The sequence below is a fragment of the Microbacterium plantarum genome (assembly GCF_035231185.1).
In the GTDB taxonomy this organism is placed as follows: Bacteria; Actinomycetota; Actinomycetes; order Actinomycetales; family Microbacteriaceae; genus Microbacterium; species Microbacterium plantarum.
This window is the reverse complement of record NZ_CP141117.1, coordinates 2507472-2526494: the sequence shown is the minus strand read 5'-3', so window position 1 is coordinate 2526494 and position 19023 is coordinate 2507472. Positions and strand designations below refer to the sequence as shown.

Here is a 19023-nt window from a genome sequence, read left to right as displayed (position 1 = left end):
GCGCTCAGCGCGCGAGTCGCGCTTCGAGCCCGAGCTTCACCGCGGGCCACTCGTGCGGGAGCACCGAGTACACGACCGTGTCGCGGAGCGTCCCGTGCGGCCCCAGACGGTGGTTGCGCAGCACCCCGTCCTGCTTGGCGCCGAGGCGTTCGATCGCCGCGCGTGACTGGCGGTTGTGCCACGACGTGCGGAACTCGACCGCGATCGCGTCGCAGCTCTCGAACGCGTGGCCGAGCAGCAGGCGCTTCGCGGCGGTGTTGACCGCGGTCCGCTGCACCGCAGGGGAGAGCCAGGTGTGTCCGATCTCGACCCGGCGGTTGGGCTGATCGATGTTGCAGAACGTCGTCATCCCGACCGCGGTGTCGCCCCGCAGCACGGCGAACGGGTTCATGTGGCCCTCGTCGCGCCAGGCGAGGCGCTGCGCGATGTCAGCGGGAACGGACGCGGGAACCGAGGTGTACCAGGCGTACTCGAGGCCGGCCGTGGCTCGCGCGAGGTCGTCGGCGTGGTCGAGGTCGAGCGGGACGAGCCGCACGTGTTCGTCGGTGAGCTCCACAGGTTCCGTCAGCAGCACTCCCGAAGCCTAGCGGCGCGGGGCGCGATACAGACGTCGGACCGGCGGTGCTGGTGTCATGCCGGGCGCCGCCTGAGGCGACACCAGCACCACGCGTCCGACGAATGTATCGGGGTGTGGTGTGGCGGGGTGGGGTGGGGCGGTGGGCTCAGCCGATGGTCGCGAGCAGGCCGCGCACGCCGGCCTCGAGCGCGGCGAGCCGGGATGCCGCATCGGCGGCCGAGTCTCCGCGGACGTCGAGGTACAGCTTGAGCTTCGGCTCGGTGCCGCTCGGGCGGACGAGGATGCGGGCGTCGCCCTCGAGCCACAGGCGCAGGATGTCGCCGAGCGGCGGGCCCGACACCGGAGCGGCGAGATCCTCGAACGACACCACCGCGGCGTCGCCGATCCGGGTGGGCGGTGCCGAGCGCAGCGCGGCGGTGATGCGTCCGATGACCGCGAGGTCGTCGACCCGGACCGACACCTGTCCGCTCGCGAAGCTGCCGAACTCGGCGTCGAACTCGGCGAGCAGATCGCCCAGCGTCCGGCCCTGTTCCCGCGCCTCGGCGGCGAGCCCGAGGATCGCGACGGCGGCGGAGATGCCGTCCTTGTCCTTCACCGTCTCGGGGTTCACCAGGTAGCCGAGCGCCTCTTCGAACCCGAAGACGAGGCCGGGGGCGCGCGAGATCCACTTGAAACCGGTGAGGGTGGCGTGGAAGTCGAGGCCGTAGCGCTCCGCGACGACCTCGAGCGCGGGCGAGGACACGAGCGAGCACGCGAGCGACGCGCCGCCGGCGACACCGCCCTCCGCGGCTCGACGGGCGGCGCGCCAGCCGAGCAGCAGACCGATCTGGTTGCCGGTCAGCCGCCGCCAGCCGCCCTCGGCGGCGGCATCCGGGATCGCGACCGCGAGGCGATCGGCGTCCGGGTCGTTCGCGAGGATGAACTCCGCGTCGTTCGCGCGGGCGGTCTCGAGCGCGAGGTCCATCGCACCCGGTTCCTCGGGGTTGGGGAAGGCGACCGTGGGGAACCGGCCGTCGGGCTCGGCCTGCTCGGCGACCGGGACGGGGTGCGGGTAGCCCGCAGCGTCGAGGATGCGCAGCATCGTCTCGGTTCCGACACCGTGCATGGCGGTGTAGACCCAGCGCATCCCGTTCGCGCCCGCGGGCGCCGGGGCGACGGTCGCCGTCGCGGCGACGTACGCCTCGACGACCGCATCGTCGGCGGTCTCGTACTGCTCGGAGCGGGGGAGTGCCGAGATGTCGCCGGCATCCGCCACTCGCTGAATGTGCGCAGCGATCTCGCCGTCGGCCGGCGGGACGATCTGCGAGCCGTCGTCGGCGCCGCCGAGATACACCTTGTATCCGTTGTCGTCGGGCGGGTTGTGGCTCGCGGTGACCATGACACCGGCGTCGGCACCGAGGTGGCGCACGGCGAACGCCAGGACCGGTGTCGGAAGGAGGCGTGGCAGCAGGATCGCCCGCAGCCCGGCCCCCGCGAAGACCTCGGCCGAGTCTTGCGCGAACCGCGCCGACCCCCGTCGCCCGTCGTAGCCGATGACGACGACGGGCGGAGCATCGGGCCCCGCCTTCTCGAGCAGGTACGCCGCGAGCCCCGCCGCTGCCTGCGTGACGAGCACGCGGTTCATGCGGTTGCTGCCGGCGCCGAGCCGGCCGCGGAGTCCCGCGGTGCCGAAGGCCAGGCGCGTGCCGAAACGGTCGACGAGATCGGCCGCGGCCGCTTCGTCGCCTGACTCGGCTGCGGCGATGACGGCCGCCAGCTCATCGCGGGTCTCGGAGTCGGGGTCCTGGGCCATCCAGGCGCGCGCAGCGTCCCAGGGAACCGCCGGCGTCGTCGCGTCGACATTCACGCCCGTGACGGGCTCGTCCGCGCCGGTCACAGCGCCTCGATCACGCGGGCGAGGAGCGCCGAGATCACCGGCTCGGCCTCGCGCCCGGCCTCGATCACCTCGGCGTGGCTGAGCGGGGTCTCCTGGATGCCGGCGGCGAGGTTCGTGATGAGCGAGAACCCGAGGATCTCCATGCCGGCCTCGCGGGCGGCGATGGCCTCGAGCGCCGTCGACATGCCCACGATGTCGCCGCCGAGCGTGCGAGCCATGCGCACCTCGGCCGGCGTCTCGTAGTGCGGGCCGCGGAACTGCGTGTACACGCCCTCGTCCAGCGTGGGATCGATCGAGCGCGCGATGTCGCGCAGTCGCGAGGAGTACAGGTCGGTCAGGTCGACGAACGTCGCGCCCTCGAGGGGCGAGTCGGCGGTGAGGTTCAGGTGGTCGCTGATGAGCACCGGCTGGCCGGGCCGCCACGTCGGCTTGATGCCGCCCGCGCCGTTGGTCAGCACCATGATCTTCGCGCCGGTGGCGGCGGCGGTGCGCACGCTGTGCACGACCCGGCGAACGCCGTGCCCCTCGTAGTAGTGGGTGCGGGCGCCGATGACGAGGATGCGCTTGCCCTCGGGGGTCAGGATGCTGCGCAGCGTCCCGACGTGCCCCTCGAGTGCGGGTTTGCTGAAGCCGGTGACGTCGGTGGCGGGGATGGTCGCCGTGGTCTCGCCGATGAGCTCGGCTGCCCGACCCCAGCCGCTGCCGAGGGTGAGCGCGATGTCGTGGCGCTCGACGCCGCTGATACGGGCGATGTCGGCCGCAGCCTCGCGGGCCACATCGAGCGGGTCGACAGCGGGATCGTCGAGCGGGTGCGCGGAGGAGTCAGGCATCCCCCCACTCTAAGACTCGCGACCCTCCAGACGCAGGCGTGCGCGACCGACTCCGCGGCTGAGGAAGAATGGAGACCATGTCGCCTCTCAGCTTCGAGCGCACCCAAAGCGTCGCCGTCCTCGGCGGCGGCCCCGGCGGATACGAGGCGGCCCTGGCCGCCGCCCAGCAGGGTGCGGAGGTGACGCTGGTCGAACGCGCCGGCGTGGGCGGCTCGGCCGTCATCACCGACGTCGTCCCCTCGAAGTCGCTGATCGCCACGGCTGATGCGGCCGTCGCCATCAGCGAGGCATCCGATTTGGGCGTGCAGCTGTTCGCGCGGTCCGACTCCGGCACTCCGCTCAAGCCGGAGGTCGCCATCAATCTCGCGGCCGTCAACCGCCGGCTGCTCTCTCTCGCTCGCCAGCAGTCCGACGACATGCGCGCGCAGCTCGTCGAAGCGGGCGTGCGCATCATCTCCGGCCACGGGCGCCTCGACGGCACGCACGCCCTGATCGCGGCGACAGGCCCCGGTGGCACCGACTTCGACCGCGTGGAAGCCGACACCCTCGTCGTCTCCGTGGGGGCGTCGCCGCGCGAACTGCCCAGTGCGAAGCCCGACGGGGAGCGCATCCTCACCTGGACGCAGCTCTACGACATGAAGTCGCTGCCCGAGCACCTCATCGTCGTGGGATCCGGTGTGACGGGAGCGGAGTTCGCCTCGGCCTACATGAACCTCGGGGCGAAGGTGACGCTGATCTCCAGCCGCGACCAGGTGCTCCCGGGCGAGGACGTCGACGCGGCCGCCGTCATCGAGAAGGTGTTCAAGCGCGGCGGGATGACGGTGCTGTCGAAGTCTCGCGCCGAGAAGGTCGAGCGCACCGAGAACGGCGTCGTGGCGACCCTCTCGGACGGGCGCACGGTCGAGGGGAGCCACTGCCTCATGGCGGTCGGCTCGATCCCCAACACCGCCGGCATCGGTCTCGAAGAGGCGGGCGTCCAGCTGACGGATTCGGGCCACATCCAGGTCAACCGCGTCGCGCGCACATCCGTGCCGAACATCTACGCCGCGGGTGACTGCACCACGTTCGTGCCGCTCGCCTCGGTCGCCGCCATGCAGGGGCGCCAGGCCGTGTTCCACGCGCTCGGCGACACCGTCATCCCGCTCGAGCGTCGCCGCATCACCGCGAACATCTTCACCGCGCCCGAGATCGCGACGGTGGGCCAGCAGCAGAAGGACATCGAGTCGGGCCTGGTCAACGGGTACGTGCACAAGCTCCCGCTCGCCGCGAACCCGCGCGCCAAGATGATGGGCGTCAAGGACGGCTTCGTGAAGATCATCGCGCGCGAGGGCTCGGGAACCGTCATCGGCGGTGTCATCGTGGCGCCCCGCGCCTCGGAGCTCATCTACCCGATCGCGATCGCCGTCGAGCGCCGTCTCACGGTCGACCAGGTCTCGCGGGTCTTCGCGGTGTACCCCTCGCTCACGGGCAGCATCACGGACGCCGCTCGCGCGATGCACCTCGTCCAGCGCGACGAGGACCCGCTCTCCTGAGCCGAGCCGAGCCCACGAGCGTCGGAGAATCGCGCGAAAGTCGGAGTGATCCTGGCGATCGCTCCGATGTACGCGCCTCTCTCCGACGCTCACGCGCGGTCATGCGGCGCCGTGTCACCTCACATCGGCGTAGTAGCGCGTCTCCGGCTCGGCGCGGACGGCAATCCTGACGGCTGTGGTGCGGGTGGCATCAACGAGCTCGAGAGCGTGCGGCTTCTCGTCGCAGTCGATGCTCGTCTCCACGCCGCGCGAGCCGGACGTCGTCGAAGCCTCGACGAACACCGTCGCGGTGTGACCGCCGAAGCACCGCACCTCGACCACACTCGCCGGCGCCGGCTCGGCGAGCGTCAGGATGACCCCTGCGCTCCGGTCGCCGGAGTTCTCCAACGGCATCGTATGGCCGCTCGTCGTGCCGATGCCGACATCCGCGCCGGCTTGTTCGGCCGCGACCGCGGCGAGCCACCCGTCGGCCGCCGCGAGGTCGACCGTGTCGGAAGCGCAGGCGCTCAGCCCGAGAGCGAGCCCCAGCAGGCAGACGATGGGAAGAACACGTGCAGGGCGGCGCATGCCCCCACCCTAGGGGTCAGGAGATGGTGAGCAGGGGGTGACCTGCGCCCACGGTGGTGCCCGGCGTCGCGTCGATGGAGCCGACGACGCCGTCCTTGTGGGCCTGGATGGGCTGCTCCATCTTCATCGCCTCGAGCACCACGACGAGGTCGCCCTTGACGACCTGCTGGCCGGCTTCGACCGCGACCTTGACGATCGTCGCCTGCATCGGTGACTTCACGGCGTCGCCGGATGCCGCGGCGCTGGCGTTGGCCGCGTGCGAGCGCCGCGAGGGCGGCACCTGGGCGGGGCGGCCCACCGCGACCGGCGGGGAGGCGACACGGTCGGGCAGGCTCACTTCGAGGCGCTTGCCGGCGACCTCCACGACGACCGTGTGGCGGCCGCTGGGCTCGGCGGGAGCCTCGAGCTCGCCGTCCCACGCCGGGATGTCGTTGACGAACTCGGTCTCGATCCACCGCGTGAACACGCCGAATGTGCCGTTCTCCGCCGTGAAGGCGGGCTCGCGCACCACGCGGCGGTGGAACGGCAGGACGGTGGGCATACCGGCGACCTCGAACTCGTCGAGCGCGCGGCGAGAGCGCTCGAGTGCCTCCTCACGGGTGCGACCCGTGACGATGATCTTTCCGAGCATCGAGTCGAACGCGCCGGAGACCGAGTCGCCGGCCGTGACACCGGAATCGAGACGGATGCCGGGACCGCCGAACGTCTTGAAGACGTGGATGCGGCCGGGCTGCGGGAGGAAGTTGCGTCCCGGGTCTTCGCCGTTGATGCGGAACTCGATCGAGTGTCCGACCGGCGCAGGATCGTCGTAGTCCAGCGTGCCGCCCTCGGCGATGCGGAACTGCTCGCGGACGAGGTCGATCCCGGTCACCTCTTCGGACACGGGGTGCTCGACCTGGAGGCGCGTGTTGACCTCGAGGAACGAGATCGTGCCGTCGGCGCCGATGAGGAACTCGCAGGTTCCCGCCCCGACATAGCCGACCTCGCGCAGGATGGCCTTCGAGGCGGAGTAGAGGATGTCGTTCTGCTCGTCCGTGAGGAAGGGCGCGGGCGCTTCTTCGACGAGCTTCTGGTGGCGTCGTTGCAGCGAGCAGTCGCGCGTGGAGACGACGACCACGTTGCCGGCTGCGTCGGCGAGGCACTGCGTCTCGACATGGCGCGGCTTGTCGAGGTACTTCTCGACGAAGCACTCGCCTCGGCCGAACGCGGCGATCGCCTCACGAGTGGCCGACTCAAACAGCTCGGCCACCTCGTCGAGCTCGCGCGCGACCTTCAGACCACGCCCGCCGCCGCCGTAGGCGGCTTTGATGGCGATCGGCAGGCCGTACTCGTTCGCGAAGGCGATGACCTCGTCGGCACCGTCGACGGGCCCGGGGGTGCCGGGCGCGAGCGGAGCGCCGACCTTCTCGGCGACGTGCCGCGCGGTGACCTTGTCGCCGAGAGCCTCGATGGCCTCGGGGGAGGGGCCGATCCAGGTGAGTCCCGCGCCGATGACGGCGCGGGCGAACTCGGCGTTCTCCGCGAGGAAGCCGTAGCCGGGGTGCACGGCGTCGGCGCCGGAACGTCGCGCGACGGAGAGGATCTTCTCGATGGAGAGGTAGGTCTCGGCGCTCGTGGACCCCTCGAGGGCGTACGCCTCGTCGGCGAGGCGGGCGTGGAGCGCGTCGCGGTCCTGGTCGGCGTAGACGGCGACCGACGCCTTCCCGCTGTCACGGGCGGCGCGCACGATACGGACGGCGATCTCGCCGCGGTTCGCGATCAGGACCTTGGCGATCTCAGGCATGAATGCCAGCCTAGCGAGCACGCGGCCCCGACTTTTGGATCACTCGCACAAAGTGACCGGGCGAACGTGAGTGGATGCCTACGAAGCGGGCCCGCCGTTCATGATGTCAGCCGCGTGGTCCAGAGGTCGGGCCAGGCCACGCCGAGCTCACGGACGAGGCGGCGCAACGTCGATAAGGACATCCCGACGACCGTGGAGGGATCGCCGTCGACCCGCGTGATGAAGGGGCCGCCGAGGCTGTCGACAGTGAAGGCTCCCGCCACCTGCAGAGGTTCGCCGGTGCCGACGTACGCCGCGATCTCGTCGGCGGTGATGTCGTCGGCGAAGGTCACCGCGGCGTCCGCGACGGCGTACGCCTCCTGCGCAACGGTCCCCGGGCGCACGCGGATCACCGAGTGCCCCGAGTGGAGGCTGCCTGTGCCCCCGCGCATCCTCTCCCACCTCGCGGTCGCCACGTCGGGCCGGAGCGGCTTGCCGAGGACCTCGCCGTCGAAGGCGAACATCGAGTCGCCCCCGATGACGATGCCGTCGAAGTCGGGTTCGAGTCGCGCGAGCGTCGCGACCACGTCGGCCGCCTTGCGTCGCGCCAGCAGCAGGACGTGCTCGTCCGGCGGCAGCACGCGACCCTCCTCGGCCTCGAGGGCGGCGATGACGGCCTCCTCGTCGACCTCGGGGGCACGGGTCGCGGGTTCGATGCCCGCCTGACGCAGCAGCATGAGGCGGGCGGGGGAGGTCGAGGCGAGGCACACGCGCATGCCGTTCACGCTACCTGCGGGCGCGCGTGTGCGAGCATCGAGGGATGCAGTCCGGCGACCTCCTCGATCTCGACGTCACCGACGTCGCCCACGGCGGCGTCTTCGTCGCACGACACGAAGGCCGCGTCGTCTTCGTCCCCGACGCGATCCCCGGTGAGAGGGTGCGCGCGCGGCTGACCGACACCGCGAAGTCGTCGTTCTGGCGTGCCGAGGCGCTCGAAGTGCTCGAGGCTTCGCGGCATCGGCGACCGCACGTCTGGTCGCCCGCCGACATCGGCACCGCGCCGGAGAACCGCCCGGGCGGGGCCGACTTCGGGCACATCGACCTCGAACACCAGCGCGAGCTCAAGCAGCGCGTCCTCCGTGACGCTCTGAAGCGCTTCGGCGGTGTCGACAGCGACGTCGTCGTCGCGGCAGCCGGCGCCGACGAGACGCCGGACGGCACGGGATGGCGCACGCGCGTGAGCCTCCACGTCGACGGGGATGGACGCATCGGGCCCTTCGCCGCGCGCTCGCACCGCGTCGTCGAGGTCGACGACCTGCCGCTCGCCACCCCGGCGATCGCCGAATCGGTAGCCCGCGGACGGTCGGCCGCTCCCGGGCGCCTCGACCTCGTGCAGCCCTCCGACGGGCGCGTGCGAGCCCTGGCCCGCCCGGAGACGCCCCGCGGTCGAGGTCGGGGCGGTCCGCGCCCGGTGGCCGACCCGGCGCTGCGCGAAACCGTGATCGAGAGGGTCGGCGACCGGGAGTTCCGCGTCGACGCCGGAGGGTTCTGGCAGGTCCACCGGCTCGCGCCGGTCGCGCTGCGCGACGCGGTCCACAGCGGTCTGCGATCCGCCGGCCGAACCGTCGATCCCGACGCATGGCACCTCGACCTGTACGGCGGGGTCGGTCTCCTCGCGGCCGCCGTCGCCGAACTGGGAGGCACGGCCACCCGCATCACGAGCGTCGAGTCCGACACCCGCGCCACCGACCACGCCGGGGAGAACCTGGCCGAGTGGGTGGGTGCCCGCGCCGAGACCGGCCGGGTCGACCGCTGGCTGGCGCAGGTCGAGGAGACCGCATCGGCTGCCGAACGCGCCCGGCTGCGCGCCGGGGTGACGGTTCTCGACCCGCCGCGGTCGGGAGCGGGACGAGACGTCGTCGATTCGCTGCTGCGGCTTCGGCCTGCGACCCTCGTCTACGTCGCGTGCGATCCGGTCGCCCTCGCGCGCGATCTCGGCATGCTGCGCGCGGGCGGCTACGCGCCGGTGTCGTTGCAGGGCCTGGACCTGTTCCCCCATTCGCACCACATGGAGGCGGTTGCGGTACTCACCGACGAGGGCCCCCTGTCCTAGGCTGAGCCCATGACACGGGTGGCACTCATCGACGATCACGAGTCGGTCCGGCTCGGGCTCGCCGCCGCCTGCTCCCGAGCGGGAGTCGGGGAGGTCGTCTTCACCGGCAGCACCGTCGCCGAGTATCTGCGATGGCGGAAGGACACGGGGGAGTCACCGGCGGATGTCGTTGTGCTCGACCTCATGCTCGGCGACGGCGCCACCGTGGCGGAGAACGTCGCTCAGCTCGTCTGGGACGGATCGCAGGTCATCATCCACAGCGTCGCCGACCGGCCGGCGGCGGTGCGTGAAGCCCTCTCTGCGGGCGCGTTGGGCGTCATCAGCAAGTCGGCGCGCACCGACGACGTCGTCGCGGCGGTTCGGACGGTGGCGCGGGGCGAACACCTGGACAACGTCGAGTGGGCCAGCGCGGTCGACGGCGACCGGGCGTTCGCCGATGCCCAGCTCTCCGCACGCGAGCGCGACGTGCTCCGCCTGTACGCCGCCGGACTGCCCCTGAAAGCGGTGGCCGAGCGGCTCGGGATCGCCTACTCCACCGCGAAAGAGAACATCACCCGGGTGCGCGTGAAGTACGTCGAGGTCGGCCGTCCCGCACCCACCAAGGTCGACCTCCTCCGCCGTGCGATGGAAGACGGTCTCGTCGGCGAAGCCTCCGATGCCCGCTGAGACCCCGGGCACCGGCACTACCCGCCCGCGTCGTCCCGCGGAGTTCCGCGAGGCCCTGGCCCAGACTCAGCGCTTCACCCAGTCGCGCATCGACCGCATCCTGGGCATCGTCGTCGGCACCGGAAGCGCCGTCATCGGAATCCAGGCGCTCGTGGGAGCGCTCAGCACCCCCGCCGGACATTCCGCCTGGCACACGATCCTGCTGATCGTGGTCCTGGGCACGCTGCTGATGATGTGCGTCGCGTTGATCACCTCGCGGGCCGTCCGCGTGTTCGCCGCGATCTTCGCCGGCGTCTTCCCGATCGCGACCGTCCTCTGGCCGCTGGCGGCCGACCGGTCGACCACCGTCGACGAGCAGCCCTGGTTGTGGTTCCTCATCAACGTGGGGACCGTCGCGGCCGTCTTCTGCATGCCGCTCGCCGGACAGATCGTCTGGGCGTTCCTTCTGCCGTTGCTGTACGGCGCGATGCGGCTCACACTTCTGCCTCTCACGCCCGCCACCGTGCTCGACGTCGCGCTCGACTCGGCGTTCGCGATCATCCTCGCGAGCGTCCTGATCGTCGTCGGCTGGATCCTCCGGTCCCTCGCGGCGAGCATCGACAGCGGACGGGAGGGCGCGGTCCGCTCCTTCGCGCAGGCGGCCGCAGCAGACGCGGTCGAGAAGGAGCGGGTCGCCGTCGCGGCACTCATGCACGACAGCGTGCTGGCAGCACTGATCGCGGCCGAACGCGCCGAGACCGACCGGGAGCGGACTCTCGCGGTCGCCATGGCCCGCGAAGCGCTCACGCGACTGGCGAACGTCGACCAGGAGGTGGGCGAGGGCCCCGACGCCCCCATCCCGGCAGGCGTCGTCGGTGCCGAGCTCGAAGCGACGGTCCACCGACTGTCTCCGGACGCCGGGGTCTCTCAGCGGATCGAACCCGATGCCCGGTCTGTGCCGGGCCGTGTCGCCCGAGCGCTGCACCTCGCGGCGGCGCAGGCGGTGACGAACTCGGTCGAGCATGCCGGCGCTGCGAATCTGCGCGTGTCGTTCCACGCCGACAGGGCTGGGCTTGCGATCACCGTCGCCGACGACGGACCCGGTTTCGAGGCGACGCGCGTCGCCGAGGATCGCCTCGGGATCCGTGCCTCGATCATCGCGCGGGTGGCCGCTGTGGCCGGGGCCGCCACGGTCGACTCCGATGCATCAGGGACGACCGTGTCCATCAGCTGGCAGGAGAGCTCATGAACCGCTCGGTCCGCTGGGTGCTGTCGGCACTCGGGGTCGCCTTCACGGCGTACTTGGCGGTCGGCGGCATGTTCTGGACGCGCCCCGTCGATGTCCCCGTCGTGCTGATCCTGAATCTCGTCGTCTACCTCGCCGTCACGGGCCTGTGCATCTTCTGGCCCACGCGGCCGATGGATGCGGCGGCGAAGCCGGCCGCGGAGGTTCCGGCGATGAGCGCCGTGACGGCGGGCATGAGCCGTCCGGCGCCGCTGCCCCTGTGGATCGCGCTCCTCGCCCTCGCGGTCACCGTCGTGATCCCGTCAGCCACCTGGTGGGCCGCGGGCGAAGAGGGGCGGCTGCAGCCGTTCGCGACCTGGAGCCTCGGCGGGCTCGGTGCCTTGATGGCTGTCCTCGTCGTTCGCCGGCGCTCGATCGTGGCCTGGTCGGGCATCGTCGTCCTGTTCCTGCAGTCGGTCGTGTGGATCGGCCCGGAGCCGACGCTCTCGCTGGGAGCCGTCGGTTCGGCGATCTGGGTGGGCGGAGCGCAGATCATCGTCCTGCTGATCGACCGCGCGGCCGTCGAGACCGCGCAGCTCACGGCGCTTCAACGCGAGGCGTCCGAATGGCTCGCCACACAGGAGGGCCGCCGTCGCGAGCGCCGGGTCCGCGTGCAGCGCGCGCTCGCCGTTGCGGGGCCGGTGCTCTCGCGCACCATCAACGCGGGCGGCGACCTCGACGACGACGAGCGTCTGCAGGCGCGGCTCGCGGAAGGGCGTCTGCGCGATGAGCTGCGCGGTCCGCGGCTGCTCGACGACGCGGTGCGCCGCGTGCTCGAAGACGTCCGGCGAGCCGGATCCCACGTCACTTTCCTCGACGAGGGCGGCCTCGACGGCCTCGATGAGCGCGAACTCGCCGCCATCCGCGCCGAGCTCGCCGACGTGCTCGATGGGGCACGGTCGGAGCGGCTCTACATCCGCACCTCGACGCATCCCGACACGGCGGTCACGGTCGTCGGTCGCTCGCGTCATGACGACGACGCCGATGAGACGGTCGATCTCTGGCGCGAGATCGCGCGGCCCCGCCCGCGTCTCTGACCGGACGGAAGGTGCTGGGGGCGAGGGGCGGCGAAGCCGCCCGCCCCTCGCCATGCGAGTGGTTACCCGAAAACCGACTCGCAGCAGTCACCGGCTAGAAGCTCGGGTGACCGAACGCAGTAGCGTTCCAGCACATTCAGTCTGCGGCAGCGTGCCAGATCCGTCTGTAGGTATTTCGGGGGACAAAATCAGTTTCGCCCGTCAACCGGTGAAACGCCCCCAGCCGAAGCCGCGCCGCAGCGGCGTCCGCAGCGCGCGTGCCGAGCGCCGCCAGGCGGACTCGGGGGCCGGCTCGGGGGCGATCGCCTCCGCGGCTTCCTGGGCGTACGACTCGCTCACGACGGCGATGACGGCGGCCAGCTCCTCCGGGGTCGGATCGCCGCGCCGCACCTCGATGCGCAGGGGTCGCTCGTCGTGGCCCGCCTCGTCCCGGGAATCCTCTCGACCGCTCACAGCGGGATGTTCCCGTGCTTCTTCGCGGGCAGCTCGGCCCGCTTCCCCCGGAGCGCGCGCAGCGACTTCGCGATGTAGACGCGTGTCTGCGCCGGCTCGATGATGCCATCGAGCTCGCCCCGCTCGGCGGCCAGGAAGGGGGAGGCCACGTTGTAGGTGTACTCGGAGGCCAGGCGCGACCGCACCGCGGCGACATCCTCGCCTGCCTCTTCGGCGCGCTTGATCTCACCGCGGTAGAGGATGTTGACCGCGCCCTGGCCGCCCATCACAGCGATCTCCGCCGTCGGCCAGGCGACGTTCACGTCGGCGCCCAGCTGCTTGGAGCCCATCACGATGTAGGCGCCGCCGTAGGCCTTCCGGAGGATGACCGTCACGAGCGGAACCGTCGCCTCGGCGTAGGCATAGAGCAGCTTGGCCCCGCGGCGGATGACGCCGGTCCATTCCTGATCCGTGCCGGGAAGATAGCCCGGAACGTCGACGAGGGTGACGATCGGCACCGAGAAGGCGTCGCAGAACCGAACGAACCGGCTCGCCTTCTCGCCGGCATCGATGTTCAGAGTGCCCGCCATCTGCGAGGGCTGGTTGGCGATGATGCCGACCGTCCGTCCCTCGACCCGGCCGAAGCCGACGACGATGTTCGGTGCGAACAGCGGCTGCACCTCGAGGAAGTCGCCCTCGTCGACGATCCCCGAGATGACCTGGTGGATGTCGTAGGGCTGGTTGGGTGAATCGGGGATGACGACGTTCAGGGCACGGTCGTCGTCAGTGGTCTCCCACTCGAAGCCGGTCTCGTACACCGGGGCGTCCGACATGTTGTTGTCGGGCAGGAAGCTCAGGAGCGACCGGGCGTAGTCGATCGCGTCGTCCTCGTCCTGGGCCAGGTAGTGCGCGACACCCGAACGCGTGTTGTGGGTGTGAGCGCCGCCGAGCTCCTCCATGCCGACGTCCTCGCCGGTGACGGTCTTGATGACATCGGGGCCGGTGACGAACATCTGGCTCGTCTTGTCGACCATGATGACGAAGTCCGTGAGGGCGGGGGAGTAGACCGCGCCGCCCGCGGCGGGCCCCATGATCAGCGAGATCTGGGGGATCACTCCCGACGCCGCGGTGTTCAGGCGGAAGATCTCGCCGTACTTGCCGAGCGCCACGACGCCCTCCTGGATTCGGGCGCCACCCGAGTCGAGGATGCCGATGATCGGCATCCCGCCGCGCAGCGCGAGCTCCATGACCTTGATGATCTTCTCGCCAGCGGACTCGCCGAGCGAGCCGCCGAACGTCGTGAAGTCCTGCGAGTAGACCGCGACGGTGCGGCCGTGGATCGTGCCGACGCCCGAGACGACGGAGTCGCCGTAGGGGCGGGACCGGTCCATGCCGAACGCGGTGGTGCGATGGCGCACGTACTCGTCGAGCTCCACGAACGACCCCGGGTCCACGAGCATCTCGATGCGCTCGCGGGCGGTGAGCTTGCCCTTCTTGTGCTGCTTCTCGCGTGCCGCGGTCTCGGCGTCGACGACGGCCGTCTGGTAGCGGGCGCGGAGGTCGGCGATCTTGCCGGCGGTCGTGGACAGGTCGGGCTGGTCGGTCACGCGTTCCACCCTATCCAGCGCGGCCCCGCAGCCGTTGGAGCACACCCACAACGACGACGGCGATCGCCTGTGGAAACCCTCGGGCGCAACCCCTCGCCGAGCCGCGATCCGGCATCGTAGGGTGACGCCATGACGATCCCCGAGAACGGCTATCCCCGCGCGGCCGCGGTCTCGCCCCGCGTGCACGTCGTCGAGCACACCGATTCGACCAACGCCCACCTGCGCCGCGACGTCGAGGCCGACCCCGATGCCCACCCGCACCTCTCGGTGCTCCTGACGACCGACCAGCGCGCCGGTCGCGGCCGGCTCGATCGCAGCTGGACGGCTCCCGCGGGCACCGCGCTCGCGATCTCGGTGCTCCTGCGCGTGGGCGCTGTGCCGGTGCACTCGCGCGGCTGGATCCCCCTGGTCGCCGGTCTCGCGATGAGCGACGCCGTCTCCGCGCAGCTGGACGGACGGCAGGTCGGTGTGAAATGGCCCAACGACGTCCTCGTCGACGGGCGGAAGATCAGCGGCATCCTCGCCGAGGTCCTGCCGGGCGAGGCCGGCGACGTGATCCTGGGTGCCGGGGTCAACACCACGATGGCCGAGGTCGACCTGCCGGTCGCCACGGCGACCTCGTTCGCCGTGCTGGGGGTGGAGGTCGACGAGGACCGACTGCTCGCGGACTACCTCAGGGGCCTGCGTGACCACATCGCCCACCTCGCGGTGAGCGGCGCCGACGACGCCCTCCGGGAGCGGGTCGCCGCGGCGTGCGTCACGATCGGCGAGGACATCGTCGTCTCGCTGCCCGGCGGCGAGACGCTGACGGGGACGGCGGAGCGCCTCGATGAGGACGGGCGCCTGGTCGTGCGGACGGGGGCTGTCGAGAGCGTCGTCGGAGCCGGCGACGTCGTGCATGTCCGCGGAGTCGGCTGAGGCCTCGCGGCATCCGGGCGTGCCGCCGAGGCGTTGTCGCACCCGCGGGCCATGATGGTGCTGTGACACAGCCAGCAGCCTCGTTCGGTCGCCCCGTCGCGCCAGCGCTGGGTGCCGCGGCCCCCGAGCTTCGTGTCGCGCGCTTGCGCCCGCACGCCGGGCCGCTCCTCTGGCCGGCGCTGCTGCTCATCGTCATCGCGGGTGTCACGGGATACTTCACCGGGAACGTGCCCGATCCCTTCACCGACGTGATGCTCTGGTCGGCCGCGGGGCTGGTGGTCGTGCTCCTCGTCGTGCTGCCCTACCTGCGCTGGCTCGCGCATTCGTACACGATCACGACCCGTCGGGTCATCGAGACCTCGGGACTCATCGTCCGTCGCCGGTCGGAGCTCAGCCATATCCGTGGTTACGGCATCGACGAGTCGCGCGGCCCGATCCAGCGCTTGAACGGGACGGGAACGCTGACGCTCTCGAACGGCGTCGACCCCGCCATGCGGCTGCGGAGCATCCCGGCCGTCGCCCTCGTCCACGAGGTGCTGGCAGACCAGGTCGAGGTGAGCCAGATTCTGGCGCATCGCGACTCGCACAGCATGCCGATCATCGGCTCCGACGCCTGAGCATGATCGCGCCCGCTCGCGCGTGCGACCCCGTCTCCGTGTGCGGGATGATGGATGCGAACCCGGAGGAGGCGCCATGTCGTTGCGAGTAGGAATCGTCGGCGGAGGGCAGCTGGCCCGCATGATGATCGCGCCGGCCCTCGAGCTGGGACTCGATGTGCGCGTCCTGGCCGAGGAGCCGGGCATGTCTGCAGCCATCGCGGCGACCGCGACGGGCGACTACCGCGACCGCGAAACGGTTCGGGCCTTCGCTCGCGATGTCGATGTCATCACCTTCGATCACGAGCACGTTCCGCAGGAGGTGCTCCGGGCGCTCGTCGATGACGGCGTCGCCGTGCACCCCGGTCCCGACGCTCTCTTCTATGCACAGGACAAGCTGCGCATGCGCGCGAGACTCGCCGAGCTCGGGATGCCGCAGCCCGAGTGGGCCGCGATCTCCGATGCCGCCGGCCTGCAAGCCTTCCTCGACGACAACGGCGGGCGCGCGGTCGTGAAGACGCCGCGCGGTGGATACGACGGCAAAGGCGTTCGTGTCGTCCGTTCCGCAGACGACGCCGCTGACTGGCTTGACGCCCTCCAGCCGGGGGGACAGCTGCTCGTCGAGGAGCTCGTCGAGTTCACGCGCGAACTCGCGCAGCAGGTGGCGCGGCGGCCCTCCGGGGCGTGGCGTTCGTACCCCGTGGTCGAGACCGTGCAGCGCGACGGGGTGTGCGCGGAGGTCATCGCCCCGGCTCCGCGGGCGGGTCAGCGCCTGATCGAGGTCGCCGAGAACATCGGGGTCGCGATCGCGGAAGGGCTGGGTGTCACCGGCATGCTCGCGGTGGAACTCTTCGAGACGGCCGATGACCGCCTCCTCGTGAACGAGCTCGCGATGCGCCCGCACAACAGCGGCCACTGGAGTCAGGACGGCGCCGTGACCGGACAGTTCGAGCAGCATCTCCGCGCAGTGCTCGATCTGCCCCTCGGCGACACGGCTCCGCGAGCGCCGTGGTCGGTCATGATCAACATCCTGGGCGGTCCCGTCTCCGACTCGCTCGCCGCGCGCATCCCCGCCGCTCTCGAAGCCCACCCGGGTGCGAAGGTCCACACCTACGGCAAGGCCCCGCGGCCCGGGCGCAAGGTCGGACACGTCAACCTGTCGGGCGACGACCTCGACGCCGTCGTCGGCGACGCCCGCGTGGTGGCGGCGAACTTCGACGACTGAGCCCTCGGGGGTACCGCGCCGCTCCGGGGATTCCACAGGTGGCCCGCCTAACCTGGGTCGGTGACATCCTCGCCGCTGCATTCGTCGGACGCTCCGCTCGTCGGAGTCGTCATGGGTTCGGACTCCGATTGGCGCGTCATGAGCGACGCATCGCAGGCGCTCACCGACCTCGGTGTCGCGCACGAGGTCGAAGTCGTCTCGGCCCACCGCACCCCCGACAAGCTGCTCCGCTACGGTCGTGAGGCACGCGGGCGAGGGCTGCGCGTCATCGTCGCCGGCGCGGGGGGAGCGGCGCACCTCCCGGGCATGCTCGCGTCGCTGACGCCGCTGCCGGTCGTCGGCGTGCCGGTGCAGCTCGCGACCCTCGACGGACTCGACTCGCTGCTGAGCATCGTCCAGATGCCCGGCGGCATCCCCGTGGCCACCGTGTCGATCAACGGCGCGAAGAACGCCGGCCTCCTCGCTGCGCGCATCATCGGCGCGGGCAACGCCGAGCTCGCCGATCGGCTGGAGGAGTACGCCCGCAGCCTCGAGCAGCAGGTCGAGGAGAAGAACCTCCGACTCAAGGAATCCCTGTGACCGTCACCGCTCCGCCGCGCAACCCTGCACGGCCGCGACGCGGAAGCCTTATCGAGGAGCGGCCGCTGCGGCATCCCGACACTACCTCGCCCGAGGTCATGGGTCGTCGCGGGTGGTGGCTCGTCGTGCTCAACTTCCTCCTGCCCGGCTCTGCCCAGGTGCTCGCCGGGAATCGCCGACTGGGGCGTTTCGGTCTCGCCGCAACGATCACGATGTGGGTCATCGCACTCCTGACCGTGCTGACCGGTCTGCTGTGGCGCCCGCTGCTGCTCTCGCTCGCCACCAACTGGTTCGTCCTGCTGATCGTCCAGGTGGTGATCGCGTTCTACGCGGTGCTGTGGATCGTGCTGACGGTCGACACGTTGCGTTTGGTCAAGCTCGTGCGCGCGGGCACGGTGGCCCGCATCGGCGTCCCGCTCCTGGCCATTCTGCTCGCCGTCGCGTCGACGTCGGCCGCCGCGTGGACGTTCGACCGCGTGAACTCCGTTCGCGAGACGCTCAGCACCGTGTTCGGTGCGAGTGGGCCGAGCGTTCCGCCGTCGGACGGCTACTACAACGTCCTCCTGCTCGGTGCCGACAGCGGTGAAGGCCGCGACTCCATGCGCTTCGACTCGATCTCCGTCGTGTCCGTGAACGCGGAGACCGGGGCGACCACGATCACCGGTGTCCCGCGCGACATGGGGCACTTCCCGTTCGCGCCGGGGCCGATGAAGGATCTGTATCCCGACGTCCACGAGGGACGCGTCGACCCGAACTGCGGGTGGAGCAGCGGCATCAACCAGCTGCAGACCGAGGTGGAGATCTGCCGCGACGGCAACGCCCTCTATCCGGACGCACATGACGACGGATCGTCGCCGGGGGTGGAGGCGACGAAGGACGCCGTCGAAGGCATCCTCGGAATCACGATTCCCTACTACGTCTTCATCGACATGAAGGGCTTCGCCGACCTCGTCGACGCGCTCGGCGGTGTCGACATCAACGTCGTCGAGCGCCTGCCCAAGGGCGGCGGGCCCCAGTACGAGGGACAGCCGGCCGACGACTGGGCCGAGGGATGGATCGAGGCGGGCCAGCAGCACATGGACGGTGACACCGCCCAGTGGTATGCCCGGTCGCGCTACACGACGAGCGACTTCGACCGGATGCGTCGCCAGCGCGAGCTGCAGCAGGCGATCCTCGCGCAGATGACACCGCAGAACGTGCTCGACCGGTTCACCGAGATCGCGGATGCCGGGCAGGTGCTCGTCCAGACCGACATCCCCGCCGATCTGCTGCCGTTCCTCGCCGATATCGCGATGAAGGCCAAGGAACAGCCGGTCACCACGATCGAGCTCACGCCCCAGAATGGCATCGAGGAAGCGGATCCCGATTGGGCCCTCGTCCGGCAGATGGTGCAGGACGCGCTTCACCCGCAGACCCCGACCCCCGCGCCGGAGGGCTGAGCG

18 protein-coding genes are annotated in these 19023 nt (G+C 71.0%); 10 read left to right on the top strand and 8 right to left on the bottom strand.

Annotated features, from left to right (window positions below):
* Window positions 1–4 precede the first annotated feature (4 nt).
* The 3 genes from VC184_RS12285 to VC184_RS12275 all read right to left on the bottom strand — a co-directional run bounded on the left by VC184_RS12285 (window position 5) and on the right by VC184_RS12275 (window position 3283).
* Window positions 5–574, bottom strand: a complete 570-nt coding sequence (locus tag VC184_RS12285; RefSeq protein WP_307221366.1) for a GNAT family N-acetyltransferase — start codon at window positions 572–574, stop codon at window positions 5–7.
* A 148-nt stretch (window positions 575–722) separates the two neighbouring features.
* On the bottom strand, window positions 723–2369 hold the full coding sequence (locus VC184_RS12280) for a phospho-sugar mutase (protein ID WP_323987767.1): 1647 nt from the start codon (window positions 2367–2369) through the stop codon (window positions 723–725).
* An 80-nt stretch (window positions 2370–2449) separates the two neighbouring features.
* The gene (locus VC184_RS12275; protein ID WP_274178910.1) at window positions 2450–3283 is read right to left on the bottom strand and encodes a purine-nucleoside phosphorylase; all 834 of its coding nucleotides are present in this window, start codon (window positions 3281–3283) and stop codon (window positions 2450–2452) included.
* Window positions 3284–3351: 68 nt separating this feature from the next.
* On the opposite strand from VC184_RS12275, the gene VC184_RS12270 reads away from it, so the two are divergent.
* Window positions 3352–4815 carry an NAD(P)H-quinone dehydrogenase gene (locus VC184_RS12270; protein WP_114588564.1) on the top strand — a complete coding sequence of 488 codons (1464 nt, stop codon included), beginning with the start codon at window positions 3352–3354 and terminating at the stop codon, window positions 4813–4815.
* Between the two features lie 114 nt (window positions 4816–4929).
* On the opposite strand, the gene VC184_RS12265 is transcribed toward VC184_RS12270, so the two are convergent.
* The 3 genes from VC184_RS12265 to VC184_RS12255 form a co-directional block, all read right to left on the bottom strand.
* A complete protein-coding gene (locus VC184_RS12265) occupies window positions 4930–5382 on the bottom strand; it encodes a hypothetical protein (RefSeq protein WP_274178909.1) in 453 nt (150 codons plus the stop codon).
* 16 nt (window positions 5383–5398) lie between these two features.
* Window positions 5399–7165 (bottom strand): acetyl/propionyl/methylcrotonyl-CoA carboxylase subunit alpha, encoded by a 1767-nt coding sequence (locus tag VC184_RS12260; protein ID WP_112617395.1) that lies wholly within the window; start codon window positions 7163–7165, stop codon window positions 5399–5401.
* 98 nt (window positions 7166–7263) lie between these two features.
* Window positions 7264–7920 carry a Maf family protein gene (locus VC184_RS12255; RefSeq protein ID WP_323986401.1) on the bottom strand — a complete coding sequence of 219 codons (657 nt, stop codon included), beginning with the start codon at window positions 7918–7920 and terminating at the stop codon, window positions 7264–7266.
* Window positions 7921–7964: 44 nt separating this feature from the next.
* Between VC184_RS12255 and VC184_RS12250 the strand changes: the two genes are divergently transcribed.
* The 4 genes from VC184_RS12250 to VC184_RS12235 are packed head-to-tail and all read left to right on the top strand — an operon-like array spanning window position 7965 to window position 12224.
* Window positions 7965–9257: a class I SAM-dependent RNA methyltransferase gene (locus VC184_RS12250; RefSeq protein ID WP_323986399.1), complete on the top strand. Its 1293-nt coding sequence runs from the start codon at window positions 7965–7967 to the stop codon at window positions 9255–9257.
* 9 nt (window positions 9258–9266) lie between these two features.
* Entirely contained in the window at window positions 9267–9923 is a 657-nt protein-coding gene (locus VC184_RS12245) for a response regulator transcription factor (RefSeq protein WP_114588562.1), read from the top strand.
* On the top strand, window positions 9913–11151 hold the full coding sequence (locus tag VC184_RS12240) for a sensor histidine kinase (RefSeq protein ID WP_274178905.1): 1239 nt from the start codon (window positions 9913–9915) through the stop codon (window positions 11149–11151). Before VC184_RS12245 ends, VC184_RS12240 begins: the two co-directional genes overlap by 11 nt.
* Complete coding sequence (locus VC184_RS12235) at window positions 11148–12224, top strand: hypothetical protein (RefSeq protein WP_112617392.1); 1077 nt, start codon at window positions 11148–11150, stop codon at window positions 12222–12224. Before VC184_RS12240 ends, VC184_RS12235 begins: the two co-directional genes overlap by 4 nt.
* Window positions 12225–12425: 201 nt before the next feature.
* Here VC184_RS12235 and VC184_RS12230 read toward each other — a convergent pair whose 3' ends face one another.
* Complete coding sequence (locus VC184_RS12230) at window positions 12426–12677, bottom strand: acyl-CoA carboxylase subunit epsilon (protein WP_181574234.1); 252 nt, start codon at window positions 12675–12677, stop codon at window positions 12426–12428.
* Window positions 12674–14263, bottom strand: coding sequence for an acyl-CoA carboxylase subunit beta (locus VC184_RS12225; protein WP_181574233.1), 1590 nt, complete (start codon window positions 14261–14263; stop codon window positions 12674–12676). The genes VC184_RS12230 and VC184_RS12225 overlap by 4 nt, the downstream gene beginning before the upstream one ends.
* 129 nt (window positions 14264–14392) lie before the next feature.
* On the opposite strand from VC184_RS12225, the gene VC184_RS12220 reads away from it, so the two are divergent.
* From VC184_RS12220 to VC184_RS12200, 5 genes are all read left to right on the top strand, one after another.
* Window positions 14393–15181: a biotin--[acetyl-CoA-carboxylase] ligase gene (locus VC184_RS12220; protein WP_323986397.1), complete on the top strand. Its 789-nt coding sequence runs from the start codon at window positions 14393–14395 to the stop codon at window positions 15179–15181.
* 62 nt (window positions 15182–15243) lie between these two features.
* A complete protein-coding gene (locus tag VC184_RS12215) occupies window positions 15244–15798 on the top strand; it encodes a PH domain-containing protein (protein ID WP_112617389.1) in 555 nt (184 codons plus the stop codon).
* A 76-nt stretch (window positions 15799–15874) separates the two neighbouring features.
* Window positions 15875–17002: a 5-(carboxyamino)imidazole ribonucleotide synthase gene (locus tag VC184_RS12210; RefSeq protein ID WP_323986395.1), complete on the top strand. Its 1128-nt coding sequence runs from the start codon at window positions 15875–15877 to the stop codon at window positions 17000–17002.
* 111 nt (window positions 17003–17113) lie between these two features.
* A complete protein-coding gene (gene purE / locus VC184_RS12205) occupies window positions 17114–17581 on the top strand; it encodes a 5-(carboxyamino)imidazole ribonucleotide mutase (RefSeq protein ID WP_323987766.1) in 468 nt (155 codons plus the stop codon).
* On the top strand, window positions 17578–19020 hold the full coding sequence (locus VC184_RS12200) for an LCP family protein (RefSeq protein WP_323986393.1): 1443 nt from the start codon (window positions 17578–17580) through the stop codon (window positions 19018–19020). Before purE ends, VC184_RS12200 begins: the two co-directional genes overlap by 4 nt.
* The last annotated feature ends 3 nt before the right edge of the window (window positions 19021–19023 follow it).

Coding starts and splice junctions, on each gene's coding strand:
- VC184_RS12280 (WP_323987767.1), bottom strand. CDS start 2,369: ATGGCCCAGGACCCCGACTCCGAGACCCGCGATGAGCTGGCGGCCGTC.
- VC184_RS12275 (WP_274178910.1), bottom strand. CDS start 3,283: ATGCCTGACTCCTCCGCGCACCCGCTCGACGATCCCGCTGTCGACCCG.
- VC184_RS12270 (WP_114588564.1), top strand. CDS start 3,352: ATGGAGACCATGTCGCCTCTCAGCTTCGAGCGCACCCAAAGCGTCGCC.
- VC184_RS12265 (WP_274178909.1), bottom strand. CDS start 5,382: ATGCGCCGCCCTGCACGTGTTCTTCCCATCGTCTGCCTGCTGGGGCTC.
- VC184_RS12260 (WP_112617395.1), bottom strand. CDS start 7,165: ATGCCTGAGATCGCCAAGGTCCTGATCGCGAACCGCGGCGAGATCGCC.
- VC184_RS12255 (WP_323986401.1), bottom strand. CDS start 7,920: ATGCGCGTGTGCCTCGCCTCGACCTCCCCCGCCCGCCTCATGCTGCTG.
- VC184_RS12250 (WP_323986399.1), top strand. CDS start 7,965: ATGCAGTCCGGCGACCTCCTCGATCTCGACGTCACCGACGTCGCCCAC.
- VC184_RS12245 (WP_114588562.1), top strand. CDS start 9,267: ATGACACGGGTGGCACTCATCGACGATCACGAGTCGGTCCGGCTCGGG.
- VC184_RS12240 (WP_274178905.1), top strand. CDS start 9,913: ATGCCCGCTGAGACCCCGGGCACCGGCACTACCCGCCCGCGTCGTCCC.
- VC184_RS12235 (WP_112617392.1), top strand. CDS start 11,148: ATGAACCGCTCGGTCCGCTGGGTGCTGTCGGCACTCGGGGTCGCCTTC.
- VC184_RS12220 (WP_323986397.1), top strand. CDS start 14,393: ATGACGATCCCCGAGAACGGCTATCCCCGCGCGGCCGCGGTCTCGCCC.
- VC184_RS12210 (WP_323986395.1), top strand. CDS start 15,875: ATGTCGTTGCGAGTAGGAATCGTCGGCGGAGGGCAGCTGGCCCGCATG.
- purE (WP_323987766.1), top strand. CDS start 17,114: ATGGGTTCGGACTCCGATTGGCGCGTCATGAGCGACGCATCGCAGGCG.